This window comes from Devosia sp. 67-54 (genome assembly GCF_001899075.1).
Taxonomy (GTDB): Bacteria; Pseudomonadota; Alphaproteobacteria; order Rhizobiales; family Devosiaceae; genus Devosia_A.
Map to the genome: position 1 here is coordinate 249550 of NZ_MKVA01000002.1, position 26753 is coordinate 276302.

Consider the following 26753-nt stretch of genomic DNA (forward strand, 5'->3'; position numbering starts at 1 on the left):
CAAGGGGGAGGGGGGCGATGGAGCCGCGACGGTCGTGGATGGTGGACAAGCCGGTGGTGGAGCGGGCGCGGGCGGTGCTGGGGAAAAGTGGGACGTAGTTTTATCTAGGGCCGGTGGGCTTGGCCCCCACCCCCGGCCCCTCCCCGCAAGGGGGAGGGGGGCCTGACTGAAATGCCGGAGAATGCGGCTCTATCGCCCCCCTCCCCCTTGCGGGGAGGGGCGGGGGTGGGGGCAACGCTCGTCGGAGGTGAGACGGGGCGGCCGCTTGCGTTGGTGGGTGGGGCCGCCCCCTCCACCACGCTAGCGCGTGGTCCCCCTCCCCCGTAAACGGGAGAGGAGTCCCGACTGAGAGATGGTGCGACGGCCCCTCACCCGGCCGCTGCGCGGGGAGGTCGTGCTGACTGCGCGTCAGGGAGACGCACGGCGGCCCTGGGCGAGGCGCAGGGGGTAGCGGGCGGGGTGGTGGAGGGAGCGGGTGGCGTTGATGGGGCTGCCGTCGCGGGCGTGGGCGATCTGCTCGACGGTGAGGATGGCGGCGGGACGGCGCAGGTCGAGCAGGCGGGCTTCCTCGGCGGTGGCGAGGCGGGAGGAGAGCACGGTTTCGCCGACCTCGGGGGCGAGGCCGTAGCGGTGGCGCAATTCGTCGTAGAGCGAGCGGTTGCCGCCGGCCCAGTCGAGGGCGAGGAGGCCGGGGGTCTTGCGCGCCTCGATCCAGTCTTCGGCGATGGCGACGGGCTGGCCGTCGAGCAGGCGCAGGCGCTTCAAAGCGATCACCGGCTCGCCGATGCGGACATGCAGCGCCGTGGCGAGGCGGTCGTCGGCGGGGATGGTGCGGCCGGAGAGCAGGCGGGCGCCGGGGGTGAGGCCGTGCTGCAGCGCGGTGGCGGTGAAGCTGCGCAGCAGCTCGAGTTCGAAGGCTTCGGTGCTGGAGCGGCCGGTGGCGTAAAAGCCCTTGCCGGGATGGCTGCGCAGATGCCCCTCGGCCACCAGCTCGCGCATCGCCTGGCGCACGGTGATGCGGCTGACGCCATAGCGTTCGACCAGCTCGCGCTCGGAGGCGAGCTTGCCCATGGGCGGCACGCTGCCGTCGGCGAGCAGCTCGAGCAGGCGGTCCTTCACCTGCTTGTAGAGCGGTCGCATGTCCTCGCGGCTGACGCTGTTCATCGGGCGCCGTCGATCCTCCGTTCGGGGCTTGCATAGCATCGCCGCGTGCCCGGCAGGCGGCAAAAAATGTGGCTTTCCTGTCTATACCAACTCGATATGACTGGATATAACCAGTTGCGGGAGAGAGCGACGATGAAGCTTGCCATCATCGGCGGAGGGGGCGTGCGGGCGCCGCTGTTCGTGCAGTCGGCGCTGAAGCGCGCGGCGCGGCTGAAGCTCACCGAAATCGCGCTGATGGACACCGACGCGGCGCAGCTCGGGCTGATCGGGGCGCTGTGCACGGAGCTGGCGCGGCGCGACGGCTCGGGCGTGCAGATCACCACCACCACATCGGCCGACGCGGCGTTCACCGGGGTGAGCCACGTGGTGACGACGGTGCGGCCGGGCGGCGCCGAGGGCCGCGTCACCGACGAGAAGATCGCGCACAAGCATGGCGTGCTGGGGCAGGAGACCACCGGCGCCTGCGGCTTCGCCATGGCGCTGCGCTCGATCCCCACCATTCTCGATTATGCGCGGCGGCTGCGGGAGATCAGCCCGGACGCGTGGCTGTTCAATTTCACCAATCCGGCCGGGCTGGTCAGCCAGGCGCTGAGCGATGCCGGGATCACGCGCTGCGTCGGCATCTGCGACAGCGCCAACGGGGCGCAGAATGCGGTCGCCCACCGCCTCGGCCTCGACCCGCAGGCGGTCGAGGCCGACCTGTTCGGGCTCAACCATCTGTCGTTCACGCGCGAGGCGCGGGTGGACGGCGTCGACCGGCTGGCCGAAGCGCTGGCCGACGATGCGTTCCTCGCCGGCACCAATTTGCGGGTGTTCGAGCCGCGCGTGGTGCGGCGGCAGGGCATGTGGATCAACGAATACCTCTATTACTACTACTACATCGACAAGGCGCTGGGCGGGCACGGCAACGGGCCGACACGCGGCGAGGAGGTGCTGGAGCTCAACCGGCAGCTGCTGGCCGAGCTCGGCCGCATCGATGCGGCGCGGCACCCGGAGCGGGCGCTGGAGGCGTATTTCGACTACGAGCACCGGCGCTCGGGCAGCTACATGGCGCATGCCACGCAGATCGAGGCGGCGGAGGAGGACACGCCCGCCGCCGCGGACGACGGCGAGGGCTATGCCGGCGTGGCGCTGAGCCTGATGGAGGCGCTCGAGGGCAATGGCCGCATCCGCACCGGGCTCAACGTGGTCAACCGCGGCGCCATCGCCGACCTCGAGGACGACGACGTGGTGGAGGTGAGCTGCGTGGTGGATGCCGACGGCATCCGCCCGGTGCCGGTGGGCATGATGCCGGACGCGCAATCGTACCTGATCCAGAGCGTCAAGCAGTACGAGCGGCTGGCGGCGAAGGCGATCCTGACGCGGGACCGGCTGCTGGCCATCGATGCGCTGGTGGCGCATCCGCTGGTGCTGTCGTACTCGCTGGCCGAAGCGCTGGTCGACGATTTCATCGCCGCCTACCCCCGCTACACGGAGGGCTGGGCATGAGCCGCTACGACGTGCTGGTGGCCGGCGAGGCCTATTGCGACCTGATCTTTGCCGGGCTCGACGGCATGCCGGCGCTGGGGCGCGAGGTGATCGCCAGCGGCCTCACGACGCGGCCGGGCGGCTGCTACAACATGGCGCTGGGGCTGACGCGGCTGGGATTGCGCACGGCCTGGGCGTGCGATTTCGGCACGGACCTGTTCAGCCGCATCGTGCTCGACACGGCGGCGGAGGAGGGGCTCGACCCGGTGGCGTTCCACCGGCTCGGGCGGCCGGCGGCGATGGTGACGGCGGCGTTCGCCGACAGCGAGGAGCGCGGCTTCATCACCTATCGCGGCACCGAGGTGGTGCCGCCCAAGGCGCGCCTGCTCGAGACGCTGCGGCCGCGCTGGCTGCTGCAGAGCTTCCGCTATACGCCGGACTGGCTGGCCTTCATCGGCGCGGCCAAGGCGGGCGGCGCGCAGGTGTTCGGCGATTGCAACGGCGATGCGGTGACGCTCGCCACGCCCGGGGTGCGCGCGTTCATCGGGCTGTGCGACGTGTTCTCGCCCAACGAGGCGGAGGCGATGCGCCTGACCCATACGGACAGCGCCGAGGCGGCGCTGGCGGTGCTGGCCGAAATGGCGCCGGCGGTGCTGATCAAGCGCGGCAGCACCGGCGTATCGGCATGGATGGCGGGACGGCGCTACGACGAGACGGCGCCGCGCGTCGCGGTAGTCGACACGGTGGGGGCGGGCGATGCGTTCGCGGCGGGATATCTCGCGGGCGCCATCGCCGAGCTGCCGGTGGCGGCGCGGCTGCGCAACGCGGTGGCCTGCGGCACGCTGTCGACGATGGGCGCCGGCAGCAGCGCCAACCCCACGGCGGACGCGCTCAAGGCGTTCGTCGCCCAGGCGTTTCAACCAGGATCGGGCGGCGTGAGCCCGATGCACGTAGCATGAAGAAGGGAGAACTATCATGAAGAGACTTTGGTCTGCCGTGCTGGGACTTGCGCTCAGCGCCGCAACGCCTGCCTTCGCCGACACCAACCTGGTGTTCGCGTTCTGGGGCGACCCGCCGGAGGTGCCGCCGTTCGAAAAGATCGCCAACGACTACATGGCCAAGCATCCGGATGTGCATATCGAGCTGCAGAACGCGCCGTGGTCGGGCTATTTCACCAAGCTCGACGCGCAGCTCGCCGCGGGCGGCGGGCCGGACGTGTTCTTCATCACCAACGTGCCGAGCTATGCGGCGCGCAACACGCTGGAAGACCTCGGGCCGTGGATCGAAAAGACCAAGTTCCCGATCAACGAGTACGTCAAGGATTCGCTCAGGATCCATTCGCTCAACGGCAAGCTGTATTCGATCCCGCGCGACAACGCGACCAACGTGCTCTACTACAACAAGGACGACTTCGACAAAGCCGGGGTCAAATATCCGGACGCCAACTGGAAATGGGCCGACCTCGAAGACGCCGCCAAGAAGCTGACGGTGACCGATGGCGGCCGCGTGACGCGTTATGGAATCGTGCTCGAATCCAATGCCTGGCCGATGTGGGTGTATCAGGACGGCGGCAGCGTGTTCGACGATCCGGTGCAGCCGACGACATTCACGCTGGCCGACGATGCTGGGGTCAAGGCGATCCAGTTCCTGGGCGACCTCATCAACAAGGACAAGGTGACGCCGAACTTTCAGGAGGCCGACCAGATGGGCGGCACCGCCTCGATGTTCACCGCCGACCAGGCTTCGATGGCGATCACCAACGCCTCGCGTCTCGGCAGCTACGACAAGGCGACGTTCAAATGGGCGGTGGCGCCGCTGCCGGCCGGGCCGACGGGCATCCACGCCAATGAAGCGGGCGGCGCCGGCTTCGCGATGAACGCCAATTCCAAGGTCAAGGACGCGGCCTGGGACTTCATGCAGTATCTGTGCGGACCCGAGGGGCAGATCGCCTTCACCTCGGCCGGCGGCTCGCCGGCGGTGCCGGCGATGATCGGCAACGACGCGGTGAAGGCCGCGTTCAAGGCGCCGTTCGCCGACGTGTTCCTGTCCGAGACCGAGACGGGCAAGGTGTTCCCGCAATTCCCGACCTATGTCGACATCACCAACAAGCTGATCCAGCCGGCGCTGGACAAGGTGTGGAACGGCGAGGCGACGGCGGCGGATGCGCTGGGCGCCATCAAGGACCAGGTCAACGCCGCGCTGAAGGCGAAGTAAGGGGTCCTCCCGATCGCCGGGACGGCTGCGCCAGCGGTTGTCCCGGCGAGCGCGGGGGCAAATGGGTTTGCGGGCCGCGGTGCGCGCGGCCCCCACCCCCGGCCCCTCCCCGCGAGGGGGGGCGATGAGCCGCAGATGCGGTTGAGCAGGATATCGGAGTACTAGATGCGCATTATCGACAGCCACGTCCATTACGGCTTCTGGGACAAGCTCTTCACCCGCAGCGCCGAGGAGGGGTTCCTCGAGGTGCTGTGGGAGCATTGCCAGGAGGTGGGCGTCGAGAAGGTGGCGCTGCTCGCCAATCCGGGCCGGCGCGGCAACGAGATGCTGAGCCGGGCGCTGGAGGCGCGGCCGGACTTCGTGATCGCCATGGGGCGGCTGGAGCTCGACAAGGACCCGGTGAGCACGGTGGAGGATTTCTACCAACGCGGCTTCCACGGCATCAAGACCATCGGCGTTTCCAAGAACTACGACCATCCCGACTACATGCCGTATTACGAGGCGGCGGCGGCGCGAGGGCTCAGAATCTTGTTCCATACCGGCATCCAGGGCGGGCCGGCCGACTATCTCGAGGGCGGCAAGGAAGATGCCTGGAAGGCGCCGCCGGCGGCGGGGAGCGACGCCGAAGAGGCGCTGGTGAATGGGCTCAAGAAGAACATCTCGCGCGAGAAATTCGGGTTTTCGAGCGCCCGCATGCAGCCGATCTATCTCGATACGATCGCGTTCTATTTCCCCGAGCTGTTCATCATCGGGGCGCATCTCGGCTGGCCGGATTATCGCACCGCATGCGCGGTGGCGCGCTGGCGGCCGCGGCTCTACTTCGATATTTCGGGCGGCGACGTGGTGCACAACCACATCGTCGAGGGCGGCTATATCGGCAAGGAAATCTCGCCGCGCAAGCTCCTCTACGGCTCGGATTCCGACCATCGGCGGCTGAAGGGCGACGTGGCGCGCTGGAAGGCGGCGTTCGACAAGATGGGGCTCACCGCCGACGAGCAGGACCAGATCTTCTACCGCAACGCGGCGCGGATCTTCGGGTTCGAGAAGTAGATGGCGGGGGCGCGGCTGAAACCGTGGCGGGTGTGGCCCCCACCCCCGGCCCCTCCCCGCAAGGGGGAGGGGAGGCCGACTGATACATCGGCGCGCGGTGGCAGCATGTGGCGGGTGCCCTCGTGCCGCGCCTGAGCGCGATGGCGCGCGGCGAGGAACGCGCCGCCTGGCTGTTCCTGACACCGAGCCTGGTGCTGTTCGCGGTGTTCACCGCGCTGCCGGTGATCGCGGCGTTCTTCATCTCGTTCACGCATTGGGACCTGTTCAACCCGCCGAAGCTGGCGCTGCTCGACAATTACGTGGCGCTGTGGAACGACCCGATCTTCCGGCAGGTGCTGGGCAATACCGGCTATTACGTGCTGCTGGCGGTGCCGCTGCAGATGCTGCTGGGACTGCTGTGCGCGCTGGGGCTCAATCGCGGGGTGCCGGGGCAGGCGTTCTTCCGGGTGGTGTATTTCCTGCCGGTGGTGACCAGCACGGTGGCGGCGGGGCTGGTGTGGGCGTGGCTGTTCAACTCCAATTTCGGGCTCATCAACATGGGCCTGTCGCTGTTCGGGGTGACCGACCTGCCGAAATGGCTGGTGTCGAGCAAATGGGCGATGCCGGCGGTGATCGCGGTGTCGGTGTGGCAGGGGCTCGGCTATGCGATGGTGCTGTTCCTCGCCGGGCTGCAGAACATAAGGCAGGACATCTACGAGGCGTCGGCGCTCGACGGGGCGACGGGGATGCGGCGACTGTGGCACATCACGCTGCCGTTGCTGTCGCCGATGACGTTCTTCGTTCTGATCATCTCGATCATCGGCAGCTTCCAGGTGTTCGAGCTGGTCTATGTGATGACCAAAGCGGGGCCGTCGAACGCCACCAACACGCTGGTGTTCTTCATCTACCAGAATGGATTCATGTTCTACCAGATGGGGATCGCCAGCGCCGCGGCGATGGTGCTGTTCCTGATCGTGCTGACGCTGACGCTGGTGCAGTACCGGCTGCAGGACCGCTGGGTGCATTATGACTAGCGGGATGCGCGACAGGGCAGCAAGGGCGGTGCGCGTGGCCCCCACCCCCACCCCTCCCCGCAAGGGGGAGGGGGGGCCGACTGCCGGGCTGGCGGTTGCGGATGACATGGTCGCGTTGATGGGTGTGGCCCCCACCCCCACCCCTCCCCGCAGGGGGGAGAGGGGGCCGACTGCCGGGCTGGCGGTTGCGGATGACATGGTCGCGTTGATGGGTGTGGCCCCCACCTCCACCCCTCCCGGCAAGGGGGAGGGGGGCCCGACTGCCGCGCTGGTGCTTGCGGATGACATGGTTGCGTTGATGGGTGTGGCCCCCACCCCCCGCCCCTCCCCGCAGGGGGGAGGGGGGCGATGGAGCCGCAACCACGGTGGTGCAGTCAGGCTCCCCTCCCCCTTGCGGGGAGGGGCTGGGGGGTGGGGGCCGCCAGCATGTGTCTTGCGGTTGTGCGCCCGACGCCGGGAGGGGTGGCGGGATGCGGGCTAGCGGGCGCACGGCGCCGACGGTGGCGGACTGGGTGATCTTCGTGCTGCTGCTGGGCGGCGCGCTGCTGATGTGTGGGCCGTTCATCTGGATGATCTCGACGTCGCTGAAGCCGTCGGCCGAGGTGTTCCGGTTTCCGCCGACGCTGCTGAGCGCCAATCCGCAGCCGGGCAATTATGCGCGCATCTTTTCGACCATTCCGTTCGGGCAGGCGATCGACAACAGCGTGATCGTCGCCACCAGCGTCACGGTGCTGCAGCTCATCGTCTGCTCGATGGCGGCGTATGCGTTCGCCTGCCTGCGCTTTCGCGGACGCGAGGCGCTGTTTTTGACCTACCTCGCGGCGCTGATGGTGCCGTCGCAGGTGACGCTGATCCCCAATTTCATCCTGGTGCGCAATCTCGGCTGGATGAATACCTATCAGGGGCTGATCCTGCCCTATGCGTTTTCGAGCTTCGGCACGTTCCTCCTGCGGCAATACATGAAGACCATCCCGACCGAGCTGATCGAGGCGGCGCGGATCGACGGGGCCAACCATGCGCAGATCTATGCCGGGGTGGTGCTGCCGCTGTCGCTGCCGGCGCTGGGGGCACTGGCGATCTTCACCTTCGTCGCGCAATGGAACAATTTCCTCTGGCCGCTGATCACCACCAGCAGCCCGAACATGCAGGTGACGACGGTGGCGCTGGCGTCGCTGCAGGGACAGTTCAACACCGACTGGCCGCTGCTGATGACGGGCAGCGTGCTGGCCATCGTGCCGATGCTGGTGGTGTTCGCGCTGGGCAACCGCTCGTTCATTTCGGGGATCACGACGGGCGGATTCGGCGGGCGATAGGGCCTGTCGCCGGAGCCGGTTTCGAGTAGGGTGCGCGGCGAAACAGGAGTCGCCGATGGGACGCATTACCAGGATCGAGCTCTATCGCGCGCCGATGCCGATGAAGGTGCCGTTCAAGGTGGCGATCGGCACGACGACGATCTCGCAATCGCTGTTCGTGCGGGTGCATAGCGACGACGGCATCGTCGGGGTGGGCGAGGGCAACATCTTCACGCCGGTGACGGGCGAGACGCCCGACAGCGTGTGGGCGGCGGCGCCGGGGCTGGCGCAGGCGCTGCTCGGCAGCGAGGCGCACGACATCGCCGGACGGGCACAGCAGATGCTGAAGCTTCTCCCCAACAACACGACGCTGCGCTCGGCGCTGGAGATCGCGCTGTGGGACGGGCTGGGGAAGGCCGGCGGGCTGCCGCTGTTCGCGCTGCTCGGCGGGCGGCGGCGCGCCATCGTCACCGACAATACGGTGGGGATCGACACGCCCGAAATGATGGCGGAGCGCGCCGCGGGGTTCAAGGCGCGCGGGTTCCGGGTGATCAAGGTGAAGCTCGGCACCGACCTTGCGACTGACCTTGCTCGCATGCGGGCGATCCGGGCGGCGGTGGGGGCGGGGTTTCCGCTGCGCATCGACGCCAACCAGGGCTGGAGCCGCACCGTGGCGCGGGCGGCGCTCGCGGCGCTGCCGCAGTTCGCCCCCGAGCTGGTAGAGCAGCCGGTGGTGAAGTGGGACGTGGAGGGGCTGGCCGAGCTCAGGCGCGGCAGCGCCATCCCGATCATGGCGGACGAGGCGCTGTTCGACAGCCACGACGCGCTGCGGCTCGTGGCGGCGGGGGCGTGCGACTATTTCAACATCAAGCTCGCCAAGGCCGGCGGCATCCACATGGCGCTCGGCATCAACGCCATCGGCGAGGCGGCGGGCATTGCGTGCATGGTGGGATGCATGACCGATGCGGGCGTCGCCATCGCGGCGGCGGTGCATCTCGCCAGCGCGCGCGAGAACATCGTGTTCGCCGACCTCGACGGCGCCGACATGCTGGCGGTGGACCCGGTGGCCGGCGGCTTCGCCTATGGCGCGGGCGGCGAGCTGTGGCCGGCCGAGGCGCCGGGGCTGGGGGTGGAGCTCGACGCGGGGTATCTCGCGGGGCTCGAGACGCGGGTGGTCGAGTGACGGACGAGCTCGATATCGCGGTGACGGCGACGCCCGAGGCGCGCGAGATCGAGGCCATCGGGGCGGGCCTTGCCGCCTACAACGATGCCGATGTGGGCCCGGCCGGGCGGCAGGCGCTGGCGGTGCTGGTGCACGATGCGGCGGGGGCGCTGGTCGCCGGCATTTCCGGCTACACGGCGTGGGGCTGGCTCTATGTGCAGTGGCTGTGGATCGCCGAGGGCCAGCGCGGGCAGGGGCTCGCCGGCCGCATGCTGGCGGCGGCGGAGGCCGAGGCGCGGGCGCGCGGCTGCCACGGAGCGTATATCGATACGTTCAACCCGGTGGCGCTCAGGGCGTATCAGCGGGCGGGATATGCGCCGTTCGGGGAATTGGCGGAGTTTCCGAAGGGGCGAGTTAGAACGTTTTTACAGAAGCGGTTGTAGGGGGCCACATACGCATCGTGCTGCATGTGCAGTCGGCAATGCGGGGATAAGCCGGGCATCGCCCGGCCCGGCGCATCCGGGCCGTTTCGCTACTCCGCCAACAGAGGTTCCCGCTTTCGCGGGAATGACCCGGTGGTTGGGGTCGAAGGCGGGCTCCCCAGACCAGGCTTTCGGACGCCGCGGGTCAGGTCTGGAGTTCTGCCTTCGCGGGAATGAGGTGCCAAGAGGGCTCGTTCGGCCAACCGCCGAGGCACGGGAGAGGAGCGCCGACTGCGGGTTCGGTTTAGGCGGCCAGCACGCCGCCGGTCATGGGTTTTGGGGCGCCGGTGGTGGTGGGGAGGCTGATGGGGAGGGCGCGCTGGACGCGGACGGCGAGGAAGGCGAAGCATTCGGCTTCGATGGCGTCGCCGCGCCAGCCGACGGCTTCGGCGGGGACGGCTTCCACGTGGGCGCGGGTTTTCAGCATGGCCATGATCGCGGGGTTGTGGCGGCCGCCGCCGCAGACGATGAGGCGGGTGGGGCGGCGCGGCAGCAGGTCGAGGGCGCGGCCGACGGCGCCGGCGGTGAAGGCGGTGAGGGTGGCGGCGCCGTCCTCGAGGCCGAGGCCGTCGGCCATGCTGGCGAGGAAATCGAAGCGGTCGAGCGATTTGGGGTACGGGGCGCCGAGGTAGGGGTGCTGCAGCAGTCGGGCGAGGCGCGCCTCGTCGACCGTGCCGCTGAGCGCCAGCTTGCCGTCGCGGTCCATGTCGCCGCGGCCATGGGCCTTGATGAAATCGTTGATCGGGGCGTTGGCGGGGCCGGTGTCGAAGGCGATCAGCGTGTCAGCGCCGTCCCAGAAGGTGAGGTTGGCGACGCCGCCGAGATTGAGCACGGCGGTGCGGCCGTCGGTGGCGCCGAGCATTTTCAGGAGCGCCTGGTGGTAGAGCGCGGCGAGCGGCGCGCCCTGGCCGCCGGCGCGCACGTCGGCGGAGCGGAAATCGTAGGCCACCGGTACGCCGAGCAATTCATGCATCAGCCGGCCATCGCCGAGCTGGCGGGTGGCGCCGATGCGGCCGGGCTGCGGCGCGCGGTGCAGCACCGACTGGCCGTGGAAGCCGACGACGCCGATGTCGGCCATCCGCATGCCGGAGGCTTCGACGAGCTGGCGCACGGCGGCGGACTGGGCGCGGGTCAGGGCGTCCTCGGCCGCGGCGAAGATCGCGGGGTCGGGGCCTTCGAAGTTCCATTTGCGCGCCTCGGCCAGCGTCTGCTCCAGCGTGTTGCGGATGGATTGCGGGTAGGGGGCGAGGGTGTAGGGGCCGAAGCGCTCGACGGTCTCGCCGTCGGTCTGCAGCAGCGCGACGTCGATATTGCCGTCGAGCACCGTTCCAGTCATCAGGCCGACGGCCCAGATCGAGTTTGCCATTGCGTTCAGTCCGTGTTGACGAGATCGCCCACCGCGCGGCGCAGGCCGAGGATGCCGCTGTCGGAAAAGCGGGAGGGGTGGACGCGGTTGGTGAGCAGGGTCCAGGCGCGGCCGCGGGCGAAATCGAGCCAGAGGCCGGTGCCGGTGAAGCCGGTGTGCCCGATGGTGTCGGGGGTGCAGCGCTCGCCGCCGGACCAGCCTTCGTAGGGCCGCTCCCAGCCATGGGTGCGGCGGGGGCCGAGCGGGGTGCGCATGAGGTCGACGACCGGGCCGCCCTGGAGCAGCGTTCCGGCGTAGTCGAGCACCGACGCGGCGGTGCCGAACAGGCCGGCATGGCCGGAGCCCTGCAGGGCGAAGCAGTTCTCGTCGTGCACCTCGCCCGAGACGACGCGGCCGCGCCAGGCGCAGCGCTCGGTGGCGGCGGCATTGGCCGGCGCGGCGGACCAGGCGAAGCCGGGGCCGGGGTCCATGTCGCGGATGGTGGTGTTGGCGAGGCGTTCGAGGGCGATGCCGAGGAGGATGAAATTGATGTCGGAATAGACGGCGGGGCCGGCGGGCCACTCATGCTGCAACAGGAAGGCGCGCAGCAGGTTCGGGTCGGTGCCGTAGGTGTAGAGCGGGAACACGCCGGGAAACGGCGTCTGGTGGCCGAGGCACTGGCGGAAGGTGATCCTGCGCTCCCAATTGTCGACATTGTACTGGCGGAAATCGGGGATGACGCTGACCAGCGGGGCGTCGAGGTCGAGGGCGCCGGTCCCGGCGGCGCGCAGGATGCGCGGGGTGGTGAAGATCACCTTGGTCAGCGAGGCGAGATCGAACCAAATGCCCTCGTGCATCGGGCGGAGGGTGGGCTCGAGCTGCGCCGAGCCGATGGCGCGGACGGCGCGCCGGCCGTCGGCCTCGACGATGCCGAGGACGCCGCCGGGAATGCGGCCGGCGGCAACGCTGGCGGCGAGCGGCGCGAAGGCGCGCTCGAGGGTGTCGTGGACGCTCATGCGCTCTCCTCGCGGACGCGGTGATCGGGGCCGGCCTCGCGCCAATGGGCGGGCGGCGGTTCGTAGCCGGCGGGGCGGACCAGCGAGGGCACCTGCGTGGCGTCGACGGTGTAGTGTTCCTTGCGCCGCTCGATGGCGGGGACGGCGGCGATGAGGCGGCGGGTGTAGCTGTGCTGCGGGTCGGCGAGCACGGCGCCGGCGGCGCCGATCTCGACGATCTGGCCGGCAAACATCACGGCGATGCGGTGGGCGATGCGCTCGACCACGGCCATGTCGTGCGAGATGAAGATGTAGGCGAGGCCGAATTCGCGCTGCAGCTCGATGAGGAGCTGGAGCACCTGCGCCTGCACCGAGACGTCGAGGGCGGAGACGGCTTCGTCGAGCACCACCACGTCGGGGTTGAGCATCAGGGCGCGGGCGATGCAGAGGCGCTGGCGCTGGCCGCCGGAGAACTGGTGCGGGTAGCGGCTCAGCGCCTCCGCCGGCAGGCCGACACGCTCGAGCAGGACCAGCATGCGCCGGCGCAGCGCCGCATCCTTGCGCTGGCCGTTGGCGATGGCGGGCTCGGCCAGCAGCGATTCGACGTTGAGCCGCGGGTTGAGCGAGGCGAAGGGATCCTGGAACACCATCTGGATCGGCCGGCGACTGCGCCCGGCCCTGGCGTCGATCTCGCCGCGGGTCTTCTGTACGAGGCCGAGGATGGCGCGGGCGGTGGTGGATTTGCCGGAGCCGCTCTCGCCGACGATGGCGAGGGTTTCGCCGGCGACGAGGTCGAAATCGACGCCGTCGACGGCGTGCACGGCGCCGGGCTTGCGGAAAAGGCCCTTGCCGACCGGGAAGCGGACGACGAGGCCGTCGACGGTGACCAGCGGGGCCGTTGCGGTGCCGCGCGTGCCGTCGTTGCGGGTGGCGCGGCCGGCGGTGAAATGCGGCACGGCCTCGAGCAGGTGCCTGGTGTAGTCGTGCTGCGGGTGGTCGAGCACGGCGGCGGTGTCGGCCTGCTCGACGGCGACGCCGCGCTGCATCACCATGATGCGGTCGGCGATGCCGGCGACGAGGCCGATGTCGTGGGTGATGAAGATCATCGCCATGCCGGTCTCCTCGCGCAGCTCGGCGAGGAGCGCCATGATCTGCGCCTGCACGGTGACGTCGAGGGCGGTGGTGGGCTCGTCGGCGATCAGCAGGCGCGGGGAGCTGGCGAGGGCCATGGCGATCATCACGCGCTGGCGCATGCCGCCCGAGAGCTGGTGCGGGTAGTAGGCGAGGCGCGCGGCGGCGTCGGGGATGCGGACGCGCTCCAGCACCTCGCGCGCCGCCGTGCGGGCGGCGTCGCCGCCGAGGCCGCGGTTGAGGCGGAAGGCCTCCTCGATCTGCCGGCCGACGGTGTGCACCGGGTTGAGCGAGGTCATCGGCTCCTGGAAGATCATGCCGATGTCGCGGCCGCGGATGTGGCGCAGCGTGTGCTCCTCGGCCTGCGCCAGATCGAGGGTGCTGCCGTCGCCGCGCTGCAGCACGATGGCGCCGGCGGTGATGCGGCCGCCGCCGAAATCGACGAGGCGGTTGACCGACAGCGCCGTCACCGATTTGCCGGAGCCGCTTTCGCCGACGATGGCGAGGGTCTCGCCGGCGGCGAGGTCGAAGCCGATGCCGCGCACCACCTCGTTGGCGCGCGGGTCGCGGCCGAAGCCGACATGCAGATCGCGGACGGAGAGCAGGGCGGTCATGCCGTCCTCCGTTCGGTGCGCGGATCGAGGATGTCGCGCAGGGCGTCGCCGGTGAGGTTGAAGCCGAGGATGCCGACCATGATGGTGAGGCCGGGAAAGAACATCAGCCAGGGTGCGTGCTGCATGAGGTTCTTGCTCTCGGAGAGCATGAGGCCGAGCGAGGGGGCGGGCGGCTGCGTACCGAGGCCGAGAAAGCTGAGCCCGGCTTCGGTGAGCAGGGCCCAGGCGAGGGCGAGGGTCACCTGCACGGTGAGCGGGGCGACGAGGTTGAGCAGCAGGTGGCGGGTGAGGATGTAGCGCTCGGAGCTGCCGAAGGTGCGGGCGGCGTCGACGAAGTCGCGGCGCTTGAGGCTGAGCGCCGGGCCGCGCACGACACGGGCGAAGATCGGGGTGTAGACGATGGCGATGGCGGCGACGCTGGTGAAGGTGCCGGGGCCGACGATGGCGATGATCAGCAGCGCCAGGAGAATCGCCGGGAAGGCGAGCAGCACGTCCATGATGCGCATCAGCACGCCGTCCCACAGGGAGCCCCACCAGGCGGCAAGGAGGCCGATGACGGTGCCGGCGAGGGTGGCGCCGGCGACCGAGGCGAAGGCGACGACGAAGCTCTGGCCGATCCCCAGCATCAGCCGGCTGAAGGTGTCGCGGCCGAGCAGGTCGGTGCCCAGCCAATAGGTGGCGTTGGGCGGCTTCAGCCGGTCGAGGGGGAACTGCTTCAGCGCATTGTGCGGGGTGAGGCCGAGCGCGCCCAGCAGCGCGGCGACGAGATAGACGAGGATGATGGCGGCGCCGATGCGGCCGCTCGGATGGCGGAACAGGGCGGCGAGCAGGCGCATCATTTGCCCCCGAGACGGATGCGCGGGTCGAGCACGACGTAGAGCAGATCGACGATGAGGTTGACGATGAGGAAGTTCATGGCGATGAACAGCACCGTGCCCTGCACCAGCGCGTAATCGCGCTGCGAGATGGCGTCGAGCACCAGGCGGCCGAGGCCGGGCAGGGCGAAGACCTGCTCGACGATGACGGCGCCGCCGAGCAGGTAGCCGAACTCGACGCCCGAAAGCGTCACCACCGGGATCAGGGCGTTGGGCAATGCATGGCCCCAGACGACGCTGCGCTGCGAGGCGCCCTTGGAGCGGGCGGTGCGGATGTAGTCGTCGCTCAGCACGTCGAGCATGGCCGAGCGCGAGATGCGCGTCACCGAGGCGGCGAAGGCGAAGCCGAGGGTGATGGCGGGAAAGATCATCTGGCCGAGATTGGCCAGCGGATCGACATTGAGCGGCGTGAAGGTGCCCATGGTGGGGACGATGCCGAACCACACCGAGAGCAGATAGATGATGAGCAGGCCGAGCACGAAGCTGGGCGTCGACTGGCCGAGCATGGCGAGGATGCGCACCATGAGGTCGCTCGGGCGCTCGTTGCGGGTGGCGGCGAGCACGCCGAGCGGAATGCCGGTCAGGAGCGCGATGAGCATCGACAGCAGCGCCAGCTCGAGGGTGAGCGGGAAGCGGTCGAGGATGATCTGCAGCACCGGCTTGCCGTAGGTGGCGGAGATGCCGAGATCGCCATGCAGCAGACCGGCGGCCCAGCGGAAATATTGCGTGGTGACGGGCTGGTCGATGCCGAAATAGGCGGCGAGCGAGGCGCGCTGGGCCGGGGTGAGCAGCCCGGCCTCGGTGCCGAGCATCGCGGTGATGGCATCGCCCGGGATCATGCGGATGGCGACGAAGACGAGGATGGAGACGCCGAGCAGGATCAGCGGAAACGTCAGCAGGCGTTGCGCGACATAGCTCATGAGCCAGGCTTCCTGAGTGACACCGACCTTTGGGCTGGTGCTCCCCTCCCCCCTGCGGGGAGGGGCCGGGGGTGGGGGCAGATTGCGCCGCCGGTGGTTGTGGCCCCCACCCCCAACCCCTCCCCGCAGGGGGGAGGGGGGTGCGGACAGCGGTGGTCGGGGCTCCCCCTCCACCGCCTGCGGCGGTCCCCTCCCCCGTGCCTGCGGCACAGGGGAGGATTCCCGACTGCCGGGCTTAGTCGATGGTCACCTTGGCGAGGCCGAACAGGGTGCCGGTGGGGGAGCCGACGAAGCCGTGCACGGTCTTGAGCTGGGCGGTGTAGCCGTAGCCGGTCGACAGCCAGATCCACGGCGACTGTTCGACCAGATGCTGCTCGAATTTGTGGAAGATGTCGACGCGCTTGGCCGGGTCGGTTTCGGCCTGGCCCTGCTTCATCAGGCTGTCGAGCGTATCGTCGACGAAGTTGGAGACCTTGAGCAGATTGCCGTCCTTGGTGAAGTAGCGGTTGTACATCGGGTAGGGGTCGGGACGGCCGCCATTGAGGGCCACGGCCATGTCGAAATCACCCTTGAGCCAGGTGTCGACATAGACCTTGAGCTCCATCATCTTGATGTCGAGCTTGACGCCGATCTGGGCGAGCTGGCTCTGCAGCACCTGCGCCTCGTTGGCGGCGTAGGGCGGCTCGCCGGTGGCGGCGATGACGCTGGCCGTAAAGCCGTCGGGCGAGCTCGACTCCTTCATCAGCTGCTTGGCCTTGTCCAGGTCGGGCTTGTAGCAGAACAGCGTGCTCGGATCCTCGGCGAAGCTCGGCATGGTCAGCGGGCCGGTGACCTGGCCCTCGCCGGCGAGCGCGGTGTCGATGACCTGCTGGCGGTCGACGGCGCAGGAGATGGCCTGGCGGACCTTGAGGTCGTCCATCGGCTTGCGCGACGGGTTGAGCTGCAGCACGTTGTAGGCGAGGCCGGGCACGCGGTTGAGCTGCATGTTGGCTTCGGCGGGCACCAGCGTGGCGACCAGCGGGTCGTTGAGCAGCGCGAAGTCGGTCTGGCCGGCGCGCAGCGAGGCGAGGATGGCGGTCTCGTCGGGCAGCACCGAGATGGTGATGCCGTCGAGGCCGGGCTTGCCGCCGGCCCAGTCGGCATTGGCGCTCAGCACTTCCTTGGAATTGGGGTCCCAGCTGTCGAGCTTGAACGGGCCGGAGCCGATGGCCTTGGTGCCGATGCTGCCGGCGGTGATCTCGCTGGCGGGCACGATGGCGGCGTTGACGGTGGCCATGGCGACCAGGATCGGCGCGTCGGAGGTCTTGAGGTGGAACACCACCGTCTCCGGATCGGGCGTGTCGATGGTGTCGATGGAGAGGAAGTTCGAGCGGGCGGCGGCGGCGGTCGCCTCGTCGAGGATGCGGGTGAAGGAGGCCTTCACGTCGGCGGAGGTGACCTGGGCGCCGTTGGTGAACTTGGCCTTGGGGTCGAGCTTGAAGGTCAGCGTCTTGCCGTCGGCGGCGAAATCCCAGCTCGCGGCGATGGCGGGCACGACGTTGAGCTTTTCGTCGAGGCGCACCAGCGGCTCGTAGATCAGCTCGAGCAGGCGCAGCGAGGAGAACGCCGTCTGCTTGTGCGGATCGAGGCCGGTCGCGTCCTGCGACCAGGCCATGCGCAGGCTCGCCGCCTCGACGGGCAGCGCGAGCGCGACGGTGGAGAGCGTGGTGGCGACGGCGAGGCCGGCCAGCAGGCGTTTGGTGTTGGTCCAGTGCATCGGTTTGTTCCCTCGTTGTTGTTGGTGCCGCCAGCTAGGTGCGGCGCGTGGTCGTCATTCGCCCGGACCCGCGATGCGGGTGCGGGAAAGGGTGGCCGCTCATGCGGCGTCGCCGGCGAGCGTGCGGCGGAGGAAGCCGCCGGCCGCCGCGAGCTCCTGCCGCGCCGCCTCGACCGGCTTGCCGGTGAGGGTCACGAGGATGGCGAGCTTGACGTCGTTGCCGGTGGCGGCGAGCGCCTGCTCGGCGGCCTCGGGGGTGCAGCCGGTCGCCTGCATGACGATGCGGACGGCGCGGGCCAGCAGCTTGGCGTTGCTGATGTGCAGATCGACCATCAGGTTCTGGTAGCTCTTGCCGGTGCGGATCATGCTGGCGGTGGTCAGCATGTTGAGCACGAGCTTCTGCGCCGTGCCGGATTTGAGCCGGGTGGAGCCGGTCAGCACTTCCGGGCCGACCACCGGGGCGATCGAGATGTCGGCCATGCGGGCGATGGGCGAGCCGGGATTGCAGGTGAGGCCGACGGCGACGGCGCCGGTGGCTTTGGCATAATCGAGCGCGCCGATGACGTAGGGGGTGCGGCCGCTGACGGCGATGCCGACGACGACGTCGCGGGCGGCAAGGCCGATGCGCTCGAGGTCGGCGCGGCCGGCTTCGGCGCGGTCCTCGGCGCCCTCGCTGGCATTGACCAGCGCGTCGAGGCCGCCGGCGATGAGGCCGACGACGAGGCCGGGCGGCGTGCCGAAGGTCGGCGGGCATTCGGAGGCGTCGAGCACGCCGAGGCGGCCGGAGGTGCCGGCGCCGATGTAGACGAGGCGGCCGCCCTTGCCGAAGGCGGCGACGATGGCGTCGACGGCGCGCGCCACTTCGGGCAGCACCTTGCCGACGGCGTCGGGGACGAGGTGGTCCTCGGCGTTGATGGTCTTGAGGATGTCGGGCGTCGACATCAGGTCGATGCCCATGGAATGGGGATTGCGCCGCTCGGAGACGAGCGTGTCGAGCTCCGACAGCAAGGCCCGGCGATGGTCGGTCGAACTGGTCACGCGCGGCCCCGGCGGTGGAAAATCTCAGCCGCCCGAGCGTATCGGTCCGGTGGGTGGTGTCAACGATTTTCGCTCTGTGCTAGAAAGTTGCACTTTTGTTTCGAGGGCGGCATGGGACTGCAGTCGAGGATCGAGGCGGCGGCGCCCGGGCTGGCGCCGGCCATGCGGCGGATCGCCGAGGCGCTGCGGCAGAACCCGGCGATCGTGCTCGAACAGACCATCTCGGAGCTGGCGGCGAGCTGCGACACGTCGGTGGCCTCGGTGGTGCGGTTCTGCCGGGCGCTGGGACTATCCGGCTATGCCGAGCTGCGGATGGCGCTGGCCACCGAGATCGGCAAGGAATCGGCGCGCTTCGGCTCGGCGCTGACGCTGGGCGCCGAGATCGCGCAGTCGGACAGCCTCGAGGACATGGCGGCCAAGGTGGCGTCGCTCGAAATGCTGGCGATCGAGGAGACGGTGGCGGCGCTGGATTTCAAGGCGCTGGGGCGGATCGTCATGGCGCTCGACACGGCGCAGCGCATCCTGCTGTTCGGCATCGGCGCCAGCCAGTTCGTGGCGCAGGATCTGCACCACAAGCTGTTCCGCATCGGGCGCAACGCCTTCCTGATGTCGGACACGCACGAGGCGTGGACGGCGGCGCTGCTGTCGCCGCCCGACACGGTGGCGCTGGCGTTCTCGCATTCGGGCGCCACGGCGGACACGGTGCGCTATCTCGAGATTGCCAAGGAGAACGGCGCGCGCACGGTGGCGATCACCGGCACGCCGGACTCGGCGCTGAGCCGCATGGCGCACGAGACGATCATCACGCATGCGCGCGAGAGTACGCTCAGGGCCGGCGCCATGGTCAGCCGCATCGCGCAGCTGGCGGTGGTCGACTGCCTGTTCCTGGGGCTGGCGCGGACGCGCTACGACGAGACCCTGGTGGCGCTGCAGCGGACACGGGACGTGACGCATCCGGGGCGGTGAGGGGACGTGCGGCCGGTGCGCCTCGAACGCTGGTCCGTGCTTGGGAGGAAAGCTGAGTCGCTAGTGCGTGTGGCCCCCACCCCCGGCCCCTCCCCGCAAGGGGGAGGGGGCCGACTGCTATGTCGGCGATGGGCGGGGCTAGTTGGCCTGTTGCGTGCGGGCGCGGGCGACGATCTGGGTGGGGTTGACGAAGCGGAGGGCGAGCAGCAGCCAGACCAGCGTGGTGACCATGTAGATCACCGCCATGGCGTCGACCGACTGCACGGCGCGCACGCCGGGGGCGAATACCGAGTAGTAGAGCACCACCACCAGCGTCTGGCTGGTCGGGCCGGCGGCGAGGAAGGTGAGCTCGAACATGGCGATGGTGCGCACCAGCACGAGGAGCAGCGCGGCGAGGATGCCGGGAAGCAGCATGGGCAGCAGCACGTAGAGGAACAGGCGGAAGGTGCCGGCGCCGAAGACGCGGGCGGCGGCCTCGACCTTGGGGTCGATCTGCTCGATGAAGGGGATCATCACCAGCACCACGAAGGGCACGGTGGGCACGAGGTTGGCCAGCACCACGCCCCAGAAGGTGCCGCCGACGCCCGACTGGTAGAGCACGGTGGCCATGGGAATGCCGTAGGTGATGGGCGGCACCAGGAGCGGCAGCAGGAACAGCAGCATCACCACCCGCTTGCCGGGAAAGTCGCGGCGCGCCATGGCGTAGGCGGCGGTGACGCCGAGCAGGCCGGCGAGCAGCACGACGGTGAAGACGATCTCGAAGGTGACGACCAGCACCTGGCCGAGCTGGAACTCGCTCCAGGCGGAGCTGTACCATTTGGTGGTGAGCCCGACCGGCAGCCAGGTGCCGAGCCAGCGCGTGGCGAAGCTGTCGATGATCACGGTGGCGATCATGGCGAGCAGGTTGAGCACGAAGAAGCCGACCACCACCCAGACCGCGGTGGTCCACAGGCGGGCGCCGATGCTGGTGTCGCGGATCATCCCTTGCCTCCCGAGGTGGAGCCCCGGTAGAACATGTTTCTTCCGGCGAGCACGAGGACGACCACGACGAGCTGCACGGCGGCCATGATCATGGCGATGGCCGAGGCCATGGAGTAGTCGTATTTCTCGAACGCGGCCTGGTAGGCGGCGATGGAGATGACGCGGGTCGGCCCGGCCGGCGCGCCGACCAGCACGGCGGAGGGAAACACCGCAAAGCTCTGCACGAAGGACAGCAGGAACGAGATGGCGAGGCCGGGCACCAGCAGCGGCAGGAAGATGTGGCGGAAGCGCTGCCAGGCGCTGGCGCCGAGCGTCGCGCCGGCCTGCTCCAGCGCCGGATCGATGCCGGTGACGTAGCTGAGGGTGAGCAGGAAGGTGAAGGGGAAGCCGGTGATGAGGATCGAGGCGAACACGCCCCAGTAATTGTGGGTGAGCCGCACCGGGCCGCCGGTCAGATGCAGGAACATCAGGGTGCGGCTGAACCAGCCCTGCGGGCCGAGATAGTTGAGCAGGCCCTGAGCGATGAGCACGGTGCCGAGCGTGATCGGCAGCACGAGGATGGTGGTCAGCAGCCGCTGCCGCCGCATCAGGCGGACGCGGAAGGCGACCGGGATGGCGACCAGCAGGCTGATGACGGTCACCGGCAGGGCCAGCGCCAGCGTGGTCCAGATGGTGTTGTACTGGAACGGATCGGAGAAGAAGGCGGCGTAGTTGCTGAACCACGGGCCGGCCTTGGGGGCAAAGCTCAGCCACAGGCCGTAGAGGAAGGGATAGACGAACACCGCCAGCAAAAACAGCAGCGCCGGAGCGATCAGCAGCGTGGTGCCGTCGAGGCCGCGGAGGGCGAGGCGGCGGCGGAGCGAGACCGGGGCGTCGGGGGTGCTCACGACGCGGCCCTGAAGACGAGGGCGCGGGCCGGATCGGGCGCGAGGGTCACGGTGGCGCCGGTGTCGAGCCGGGTGTCGGAGTGGAACACCAGCTCGCTGTCGTCGCCGGTGCGGGCGAGGCCGACGAATTCGCGGCCGCGATATTCGACGCTCTCGACGGTGGCGCCGAGGCCGGCGGCGGCGAGCGCCAGATCGTCGGGCCGGGCCACCAGCATGGCCGCATCGCCGGGCCCGAGGCCGGCGCCGGCGCGGCCGACGAGGCGGGCGTCGCCGACGGCGATGGTGGCGCGGCCGTTGTCGATGGCGGTGACGGTGCCGGCAATGCGGTTGCGGAAGCCCATGAATTCGGCGACGTCGAGGCTGGCCGGGCTGTCGTAGAGCTCTTCCGGGCGGCCGACCTGGCGGATCTGGCCGTCGCGCATGACCACGACGCGGTCGGCGAGCGACAGCGCTTCGTCCTGGTCGTGGGTGACGTAGATGGTGGTGGCGCCGAGCTGGTTGTGGATGCGGCGGATTTCGGCGCGCATTTCGAGGCGCAGCTTGGCGTCGAGATTGCTGAGCGGCTCGTCCATCAGCACCAAAGCCGGCTCGATGACGATGGCGCGGGCGATGGCGACGCGCTGCTGCTGGCCGCCGGAGAGCTGGCCGGGCAGCTTGTCGCCCTGGTTGCCGAGGCGCACCAGCTCGAGGGCGGCATCGATGCGGCGGTCGGCGTCGGCGCGGGGCACGCCGCGCATCTTCAGGCCGAAGCCGACATTGTCGCGCACCTTCATGTGCGGGAACAAAGCGTAGTTCTGGAACACCATGCCGAAGCCGCGATCCTCGGGCTTCAATTCGTCGATGCGCCTGTCATCGAGCGAGATGGCGCCGCCAGTGATGGCGAGCAGGCCGGCGATGCAGTTGAGGGCGGTGGACTTGCCGCAGCCGGAAGGGCCGAGCAGGGCGATGAACTCGCCGCGGCCGATGTCGAGCGACACTTCGCGCAGCGCGTTGAAGCTGCCGAAGGCGCGGCTGACGCGATCGAGGCGGATCTGCTGGAACGGCGACGAGGCGCTGTGCACGATGAAAGATACCTTGTCGCGGGACAGGATGGTTCGCAAGCTCGATGTCGGGGGCGGCACGGAGCGCCGCGCCACCCCCGTCGGCAGAGAAGCAATTACTTCTTGATCTGGTCGCCGCCGATCTTCTTGTCCCAGAGGTCGAAGGCCTTGACCATGGTCAGCGGGTCGAGCGGCACCTCGATCGGGTTGTTGGCGATCCAGTCGGCATATTCGGGGCGGCCGAACTGCTTGATGGCGTCCTGGCTCTCCTGCGGGGCCATGGTGATCGGCACATCCTTGACCGCCGGGCCGGGATAGAAATAGCCCTCGTCGTAGGTGTAGGCCTGCGCCTCGGGCGTCAGCATGTAGCTCATCAGGTTGAGCAGCACGGCGAGCTTGTCGTCGCTGATGCCCTTGGGGACGATCATGTAGTGGGCGTCGGCGACCCAGTGGAAGCCGTCGATCTTGCCGACCTTGGCCTCCTCCGGCACGGTGCCGAGGACGCGCGGGTTGATGTCCCAGCCGGTGGTGGTGACGGTCATGGCGCGGGTGCCCTCGCCGAGCTCCTTCATCAGCGCGCCGGTGCCGGTGGTGTAGTACTCGATGTACTTGCCGAGCTCCTGCAGATAGGCCCAGGTCTTGTCCCAGCCCTTCTCGGGATCCATCGGGTCCTTGTCGCCCAGGATGTAGGGCAGGCCCATGATGAAGGTGCGGCCGGGGCCGGAATTGGCCGGGCGGGCGTAGATGAATTTGTTGGGGTTGGCCTTGGCCCAGTCGAGCAGGGCCTGGGCGGTCTTGGGCACGTCGGCCTCGGCCACCTGGTCGGGCATGTATTCGAGCAGCGGGCCCGAGGGATAGTAGGTGACGGTGACGCCGTAGCCCTGGCTCAGCGCCTGCATCTTGTTGGCGGCCGGCAGGTAGATGTCGTCGAGCTTGGGCAGCGCGTCGGCATGATCGGGGACCAGCTTGACCCAGAGGTCCTGCGCGATGCCGGCGCTGAGCGCGTCGGTGCCGGACAGCACCATGTCGATGTCGAGACGGCCGGCATCCTGCTCGGCCTTGATCTTGCCGGGCAGCTCGGGCGAGGTCGCCTTGTTGAAGGTGATGGCCGAGACCAGCTTGGGATTGGCGGCCGCATAGGCCTCCATCGCCTTCTGCGTCAGCGCCAGATTGCCGGCGACGTCGATGATGTTGAGCGCGACCGGGGCGCTGGGCAGCGCCGGGCTGGCGCCGAAGGCACGGGTTGCGGCCGGCAGAGCGGCCAAGGCGCCGAGACCCGCCAGGGTCTGGCGGCGTGTGAATCTGATCATAATGTCCTCCCTTTGCGGGACGCGACCGCAAAATGCCGGACGGCGCCCTTACGCGCTTGCATACTAGTACACTAGTTGCTATTTGCAATAGCAAATGCTCGGTAGGCGATGGTGAGGAGAATCGCCACTTGGCGGAATCGCGCACAAAGCTGGGAGTGACGACGCGGCCGCGGCTGCACCGGCGCGAGCGTGCCACCAGCGCCAATGCGATCTACCGCGATTTGCAGCAGCAGATCGTCAAGATGAGCCTCAAGCCCGGCACGGCGCTGGGCGAGCAGATGCTGGCCGACCAATACGGGGTGAGCCGCACGCCGGTGCGCGAGGCGGTGATCCGGCTGAGCGAAGAGCGGCTGGTCGACGTGCTGCCGCAGCAGGGCACGTTCGTGTCGCGGCTGGACCTGGCGCTGATCCCCGAAGCGGTGGTGATCCGGCAGGCGCTGGAAGGCGCCACGGTGCAGGAGGCGGCGCGGATCGGGACGGCGGGCGACATCGAGGTGCTGGACGACATCATCGCCGAGCAGACGCGCTATCGCGACCGCAGCCATGTCGACCGCTTCATGGCGTCCGACGAGGCGTTCCACGAAGCCATCGCCGCCATGGCCAAGCTGCGGGGCGTGTGGAGCTATCTGCGGCCGGCCAAGATCCATATCGACCGGGCGCGCTGGCTGACAGTGCCGTTCCTCGGGGCGACGCAGGCGCTGGCCGAGCACAAGATCATCCGCGACGCCATCGCGGCGCACGATCCGGCGGCGGCGCTGGGCGCGATGCGCACGCATCTGCAGGCGGTGCTGCCCGACATCAGCTCGCTGCAGTCGCAATTTCCCGATTATTTCGTTTAGGCGGCAAACGCCGAGGAGCAAGCATGCGGCAGGGATGGCGCTGGTTCGGGCCGAATTCCGACGTGACGCTGGACGAGGTCCGGCAGGCGGGGGCGACCGATGTGGTGACGGCGCTGCACGAGACGCCGATCGGCGCGGTGTGGACCGAGGCGCTGGTGGCCGAGCGCAAGAACCTGATCGAGACGACCCCGGCCGGCCGGGTGCCGCTGAGCTGGTCGGTGATCGAGTCGATCCCCATTCCCGACGCGGTGAAGCGCCGGGGCGGAGCGGCGAAGGCCGAGATCGAGGCGTGGATCGCGAGTCTCGAAGCGGCCGGAAGGGCGGGCATCAGGATCATCTGCTACAATTTCATGCCGGTGGTCGACTGGTGCCGCACCGACCTCGACTACGAGACCCCGACGGGCTCGACGGCGATGCGCTTCGACCAGGCCAAGATGGCGGTGTTCGATCTGTGCATCCTCGAGCGGCCGGGGGCCGAGCGCGAATACACGCCGGCCGAGCAGGCGGCGGCAAGAACGCTGTTCGCCAGTATGAGCGAGGACGAGCGGGCGGCGCTGGTGCGCAACATCGCCTCGGCGCTGCCGGGCTCGACCACCGAGCCGCTGACCATCGCGCAGTTCCGCGACAAGCTGGAGCAGTATCGCGACATCGATGCGGGCCGGCTGCGGCAGCATCTGATCGAGTTCCTCGAGGCTGTGACGCCGGCGGCCGAGGCGCTGGGGGTGACGCTGACGCTGCATCCCGACGATCCGCCGCGGCCGCTGTTCGGGCTGCCGCGCGTCGCCTCGACGGCGGACGATTATGCGGCGATCTTCACGGCGGTGCCGTCGGCGGCCAACGGCATGTGCTTTTGCACCGGGAGCCTCGGGGTGCGCGCCGACAACGATCTGCCGGCGATCGCCCGCCGCTTCGCCTCGCGCATCGGCTTTGCGCATCTGCGCGCCACCAGGCGCGAGGCCGATCCGCGCAGCTTTTACGAGGCAGCGCATCTCGAGGGCGATGTCGACATGGTGGCGGTGCTGAAGGAGCTGCTGGCCGAGGACGGCCGGCGGGCGCCGGGCGAGAGCATCGTGTTCCGCCCCGACCACGGGCAGAAGATGATCGGCGATTTCGGCCGGCAGGGCGCGCCGGGCTATCCGGTGACCGGCCGGCTGCGCGGGCTGGCGGAGCTGCGCGGCATCATCGCGGCGCTCGGGGCGTAAGCTCGAACTATCGCAGGCCGGTGGGCGTGGCCCCCACCCCCGGCCCCTCCCCGCAGGGGGGAGGGGGGCGATGGAGCCGCGAGAACACGACAGTGCCCGCCTCAGCGGCGCGGTCACGGAACCAACTCCGCTCGGGCGCCATTCGAGTTGCGCGGCACAGTGGAGGCGCGCGATGGAACTCGAGAACCAGGTGGCATTGGTAACGGGCGCCGGCTCGGGCATCGGGGCGGCGACGGCGCTGCGGCTGGCCGAAGAGGGCGCCGACGTGGTGCTGGTCAGCCGCACGGCCGGGGAGATCGACAAGGTCGCCGCATCGATCGAGCGGCTGGGGCGCACGGCGCTGGCGGTGGCCGCGGACGTGGCCGACGACCGGGCGATGACCAATCTGTTCCGGCGCATCGGGCGGCGGTTCGGCCGGCTCGATTTCGTGCTCGCCAATGCCGGCATCAACGGCGTGTGGGCGCCGATCGAGGAGCTGAAGCCGGCGGAGTGGGACGAGACCATCCGCATCAATCTGCGCGGCACGTATCTGACGGTGCATCACGCGGTGCCGCTGATGAAGCCGCGCGGCGGCTCGATCGCCATCACCTCGTCGATCAACGGCACGCGCACCTTCACCAGTGCGGGCGCCAGCGCCTATTCGACCACCAAGGCCGGACAGCTGGCGCTGGGGCAGATGCTGGCGCTGGAACTGGCGCGGCACAAGATCAGGGTCAACGTCATCTGTCCGGGCGCCATCGGCACCGAGATCGGCGACAACACCAAAAGGCGGGCCACGGCGCGGGCGAAGGTGCCGGCGAAATATCCCAAGGGCACGGTGCCGCTGACCGACGGCGCGGCGGGCACGGCGCGCGAGGTGGCGGAGCTGGCGCTGTTCCTCGCCAGCAACCGGTCGCGGCATCTGAGTGGAACACCGATCTGGATCGACGGGGCGCAGTCGCTGCTGGTGTGAGGGCCGGGTAGACTGGTGATTGCGGCCCCCACCCCCGGCCCCTCCCCGCAGGGGGGAG

24 protein-coding genes are annotated in these 26753 nt (G+C 69.3%); 12 read left to right on the forward strand and 12 right to left on the reverse strand.

The genetic code is table 11. From position 1 onward, the window contains the following. Positions 1 to 408: 408 nt before the first annotated feature. Entirely contained in the window at positions 409 to 1164 is a 756-nt protein-coding gene (locus BGO82_RS01955) for a GntR family transcriptional regulator (RefSeq protein WP_291303862.1), read from the reverse strand. Between the two features lie 132 nt (positions 1165 to 1296). On the opposite strand from BGO82_RS01955, the gene BGO82_RS01960 reads away from it, so the two are divergent. The 8 genes from BGO82_RS01960 to BGO82_RS01995 all read left to right on the forward strand — a co-directional run bounded on the left by BGO82_RS01960 (position 1297) and on the right by BGO82_RS01995 (position 9805). After that, a complete protein-coding gene (locus BGO82_RS01960; RefSeq protein ID WP_291303863.1) occupies positions 1297 to 2652 on the forward strand; it encodes a 6-phospho-beta-glucosidase in 1356 nt (451 codons plus the stop codon). Then, positions 2649 to 3590, forward strand: coding sequence for a carbohydrate kinase family protein (locus BGO82_RS01965; RefSeq protein ID WP_291303864.1), 942 nt, complete (start codon positions 2649 to 2651; stop codon positions 3588 to 3590). Before BGO82_RS01960 ends, BGO82_RS01965 begins: the two co-directional genes overlap by 4 nt. 16 nt (positions 3591 to 3606) lie before the next feature. Beyond that, on the forward strand, positions 3607 to 4845 hold the full coding sequence (locus tag BGO82_RS01970) for a sugar ABC transporter substrate-binding protein (RefSeq protein ID WP_291303865.1): 1239 nt from the start codon (positions 3607 to 3609) through the stop codon (positions 4843 to 4845). 165 nt (positions 4846 to 5010) lie between these two features. After that, positions 5011 to 5895: an amidohydrolase family protein gene (locus BGO82_RS01975; RefSeq protein ID WP_291303866.1), complete on the forward strand. Its 885-nt coding sequence runs from the start codon at positions 5011 to 5013 to the stop codon at positions 5893 to 5895. A gap of 122 nt (positions 5896 to 6017) precedes the next feature. Continuing rightward, positions 6018 to 6908: a sugar ABC transporter permease gene (locus BGO82_RS01980; RefSeq protein ID WP_291303867.1), complete on the forward strand. Its 891-nt coding sequence runs from the start codon at positions 6018 to 6020 to the stop codon at positions 6906 to 6908. A 470-nt stretch (positions 6909 to 7378) separates the two neighbouring features. Beyond that, complete coding sequence (locus BGO82_RS01985; RefSeq protein WP_291303868.1) at positions 7379 to 8221, forward strand: carbohydrate ABC transporter permease; 843 nt, start codon at positions 7379 to 7381, stop codon at positions 8219 to 8221. A 55-nt stretch (positions 8222 to 8276) separates the two neighbouring features. Further along, complete coding sequence (locus tag BGO82_RS01990) at positions 8277 to 9383, forward strand: mandelate racemase/muconate lactonizing enzyme family protein (RefSeq protein WP_291303869.1); 1107 nt, start codon at positions 8277 to 8279, stop codon at positions 9381 to 9383. Continuing rightward, positions 9380 to 9805 carry a GNAT family N-acetyltransferase gene (locus BGO82_RS01995; RefSeq protein ID WP_291303870.1) on the forward strand — a complete coding sequence of 142 codons (426 nt, stop codon included), beginning with the start codon at positions 9380 to 9382 and terminating at the stop codon, positions 9803 to 9805. The genes BGO82_RS01990 and BGO82_RS01995 overlap by 4 nt, the downstream gene beginning before the upstream one ends. A 283-nt stretch (positions 9806 to 10088) precedes the next feature. On the opposite strand, the gene BGO82_RS02000 is transcribed toward BGO82_RS01995, so the two are convergent. The 7 genes from BGO82_RS02000 to murQ all read right to left on the reverse strand — a co-directional run bounded on the left by BGO82_RS02000 (position 10089) and on the right by murQ (position 18518). Beyond that, complete coding sequence (locus BGO82_RS02000) at positions 10089 to 11210, reverse strand: anhydro-N-acetylmuramic acid kinase (protein WP_291303871.1); 1122 nt, start codon at positions 11208 to 11210, stop codon at positions 10089 to 10091. Positions 11211 to 11215: 5 nt separating this feature from the next. After that, positions 11216 to 12205 (reverse strand): serine hydrolase domain-containing protein, encoded by a 990-nt coding sequence (locus tag BGO82_RS02005; RefSeq protein WP_291303872.1) that lies wholly within the window; start codon positions 12203 to 12205, stop codon positions 11216 to 11218. Beyond that, on the reverse strand, positions 12202 to 13929 hold the full coding sequence (locus tag BGO82_RS02010; RefSeq protein WP_291303873.1) for an ABC transporter ATP-binding protein: 1728 nt from the start codon (positions 13927 to 13929) through the stop codon (positions 12202 to 12204). The genes BGO82_RS02005 and BGO82_RS02010 overlap by 4 nt, the downstream gene beginning before the upstream one ends. Beyond that, the gene (locus BGO82_RS02015) at positions 13926 to 14765 is read right to left on the reverse strand and encodes an ABC transporter permease (protein WP_291303980.1); all 840 of its coding nucleotides are present in this window, start codon (positions 14763 to 14765) and stop codon (positions 13926 to 13928) included. Before BGO82_RS02015 ends, BGO82_RS02010 begins: the two co-directional genes overlap by 4 nt. Then, positions 14765 to 15724, reverse strand: coding sequence for an ABC transporter permease (locus BGO82_RS02020; protein ID WP_291303874.1), 960 nt, complete (start codon positions 15722 to 15724; stop codon positions 14765 to 14767). The genes BGO82_RS02015 and BGO82_RS02020 overlap by 1 nt, the downstream gene beginning before the upstream one ends. A gap of 235 nt (positions 15725 to 15959) precedes the next feature. Continuing rightward, on the reverse strand, positions 15960 to 17480 hold the full coding sequence (locus BGO82_RS02025; protein ID WP_291303875.1) for an ABC transporter substrate-binding protein: 1521 nt from the start codon (positions 17478 to 17480) through the stop codon (positions 15960 to 15962). Positions 17481 to 17579: 99 nt separating this feature from the next. Then, on the reverse strand, positions 17580 to 18518 hold the full coding sequence (gene murQ / locus BGO82_RS02030; RefSeq protein ID WP_291303876.1) for an N-acetylmuramic acid 6-phosphate etherase: 939 nt from the start codon (positions 18516 to 18518) through the stop codon (positions 17580 to 17582). Between the two features lie 111 nt (positions 18519 to 18629). On the opposite strand from murQ, the gene BGO82_RS02035 reads away from it, so the two are divergent. Further along, positions 18630 to 19484, forward strand: a complete 855-nt coding sequence (locus BGO82_RS02035) for a MurR/RpiR family transcriptional regulator (RefSeq protein WP_291303877.1) — start codon at positions 18630 to 18632, stop codon at positions 19482 to 19484. Positions 19485 to 19622: 138 nt separating this feature from the next. Here the strand turns inward: BGO82_RS02035 and BGO82_RS02040 are convergent, their stop codons facing one another. From BGO82_RS02040 to BGO82_RS02055, 4 genes are all read right to left on the reverse strand, one after another. Continuing rightward, positions 19623 to 20465, reverse strand: coding sequence for an ABC transporter permease subunit (locus BGO82_RS02040; protein WP_291303878.1), 843 nt, complete (start codon positions 20463 to 20465; stop codon positions 19623 to 19625). Next, positions 20462 to 21352, reverse strand: coding sequence for a sugar ABC transporter permease (locus tag BGO82_RS02045; protein WP_291303879.1), 891 nt, complete (start codon positions 21350 to 21352; stop codon positions 20462 to 20464). The genes BGO82_RS02040 and BGO82_RS02045 overlap by 4 nt, the downstream gene beginning before the upstream one ends. After that, entirely contained in the window at positions 21349 to 22413 is a 1065-nt protein-coding gene (locus tag BGO82_RS02050; protein WP_291303981.1) for an ABC transporter ATP-binding protein, read from the reverse strand. Before BGO82_RS02050 ends, BGO82_RS02045 begins: the two co-directional genes overlap by 4 nt. 95 nt (positions 22414 to 22508) lie before the next feature. Next, on the reverse strand, positions 22509 to 23699 hold the full coding sequence (locus BGO82_RS02055) for an extracellular solute-binding protein (protein WP_291303982.1): 1191 nt from the start codon (positions 23697 to 23699) through the stop codon (positions 22509 to 22511). 131 nt (positions 23700 to 23830) lie between these two features. Here BGO82_RS02055 and BGO82_RS02060 point away from each other — a divergent pair, with 131 nt between their 5' ends. The 3 genes from BGO82_RS02060 to BGO82_RS02070 all read left to right on the forward strand — a co-directional run bounded on the left by BGO82_RS02060 (position 23831) and on the right by BGO82_RS02070 (position 26695). Further along, a complete protein-coding gene (locus tag BGO82_RS02060) occupies positions 23831 to 24541 on the forward strand; it encodes a GntR family transcriptional regulator (protein ID WP_291303880.1) in 711 nt (236 codons plus the stop codon). 23 nt (positions 24542 to 24564) lie between these two features. Further along, on the forward strand, positions 24565 to 25743 hold the full coding sequence (gene uxuA / locus BGO82_RS02065; protein ID WP_291303881.1) for a mannonate dehydratase: 1179 nt from the start codon (positions 24565 to 24567) through the stop codon (positions 25741 to 25743). A 172-nt stretch (positions 25744 to 25915) separates the two neighbouring features. Continuing rightward, positions 25916 to 26695, forward strand: a complete 780-nt coding sequence (locus tag BGO82_RS02070; protein ID WP_291303882.1) for an SDR family NAD(P)-dependent oxidoreductase — start codon at positions 25916 to 25918, stop codon at positions 26693 to 26695. The last annotated feature ends 58 nt before the right edge of the window (positions 26696 to 26753 follow it).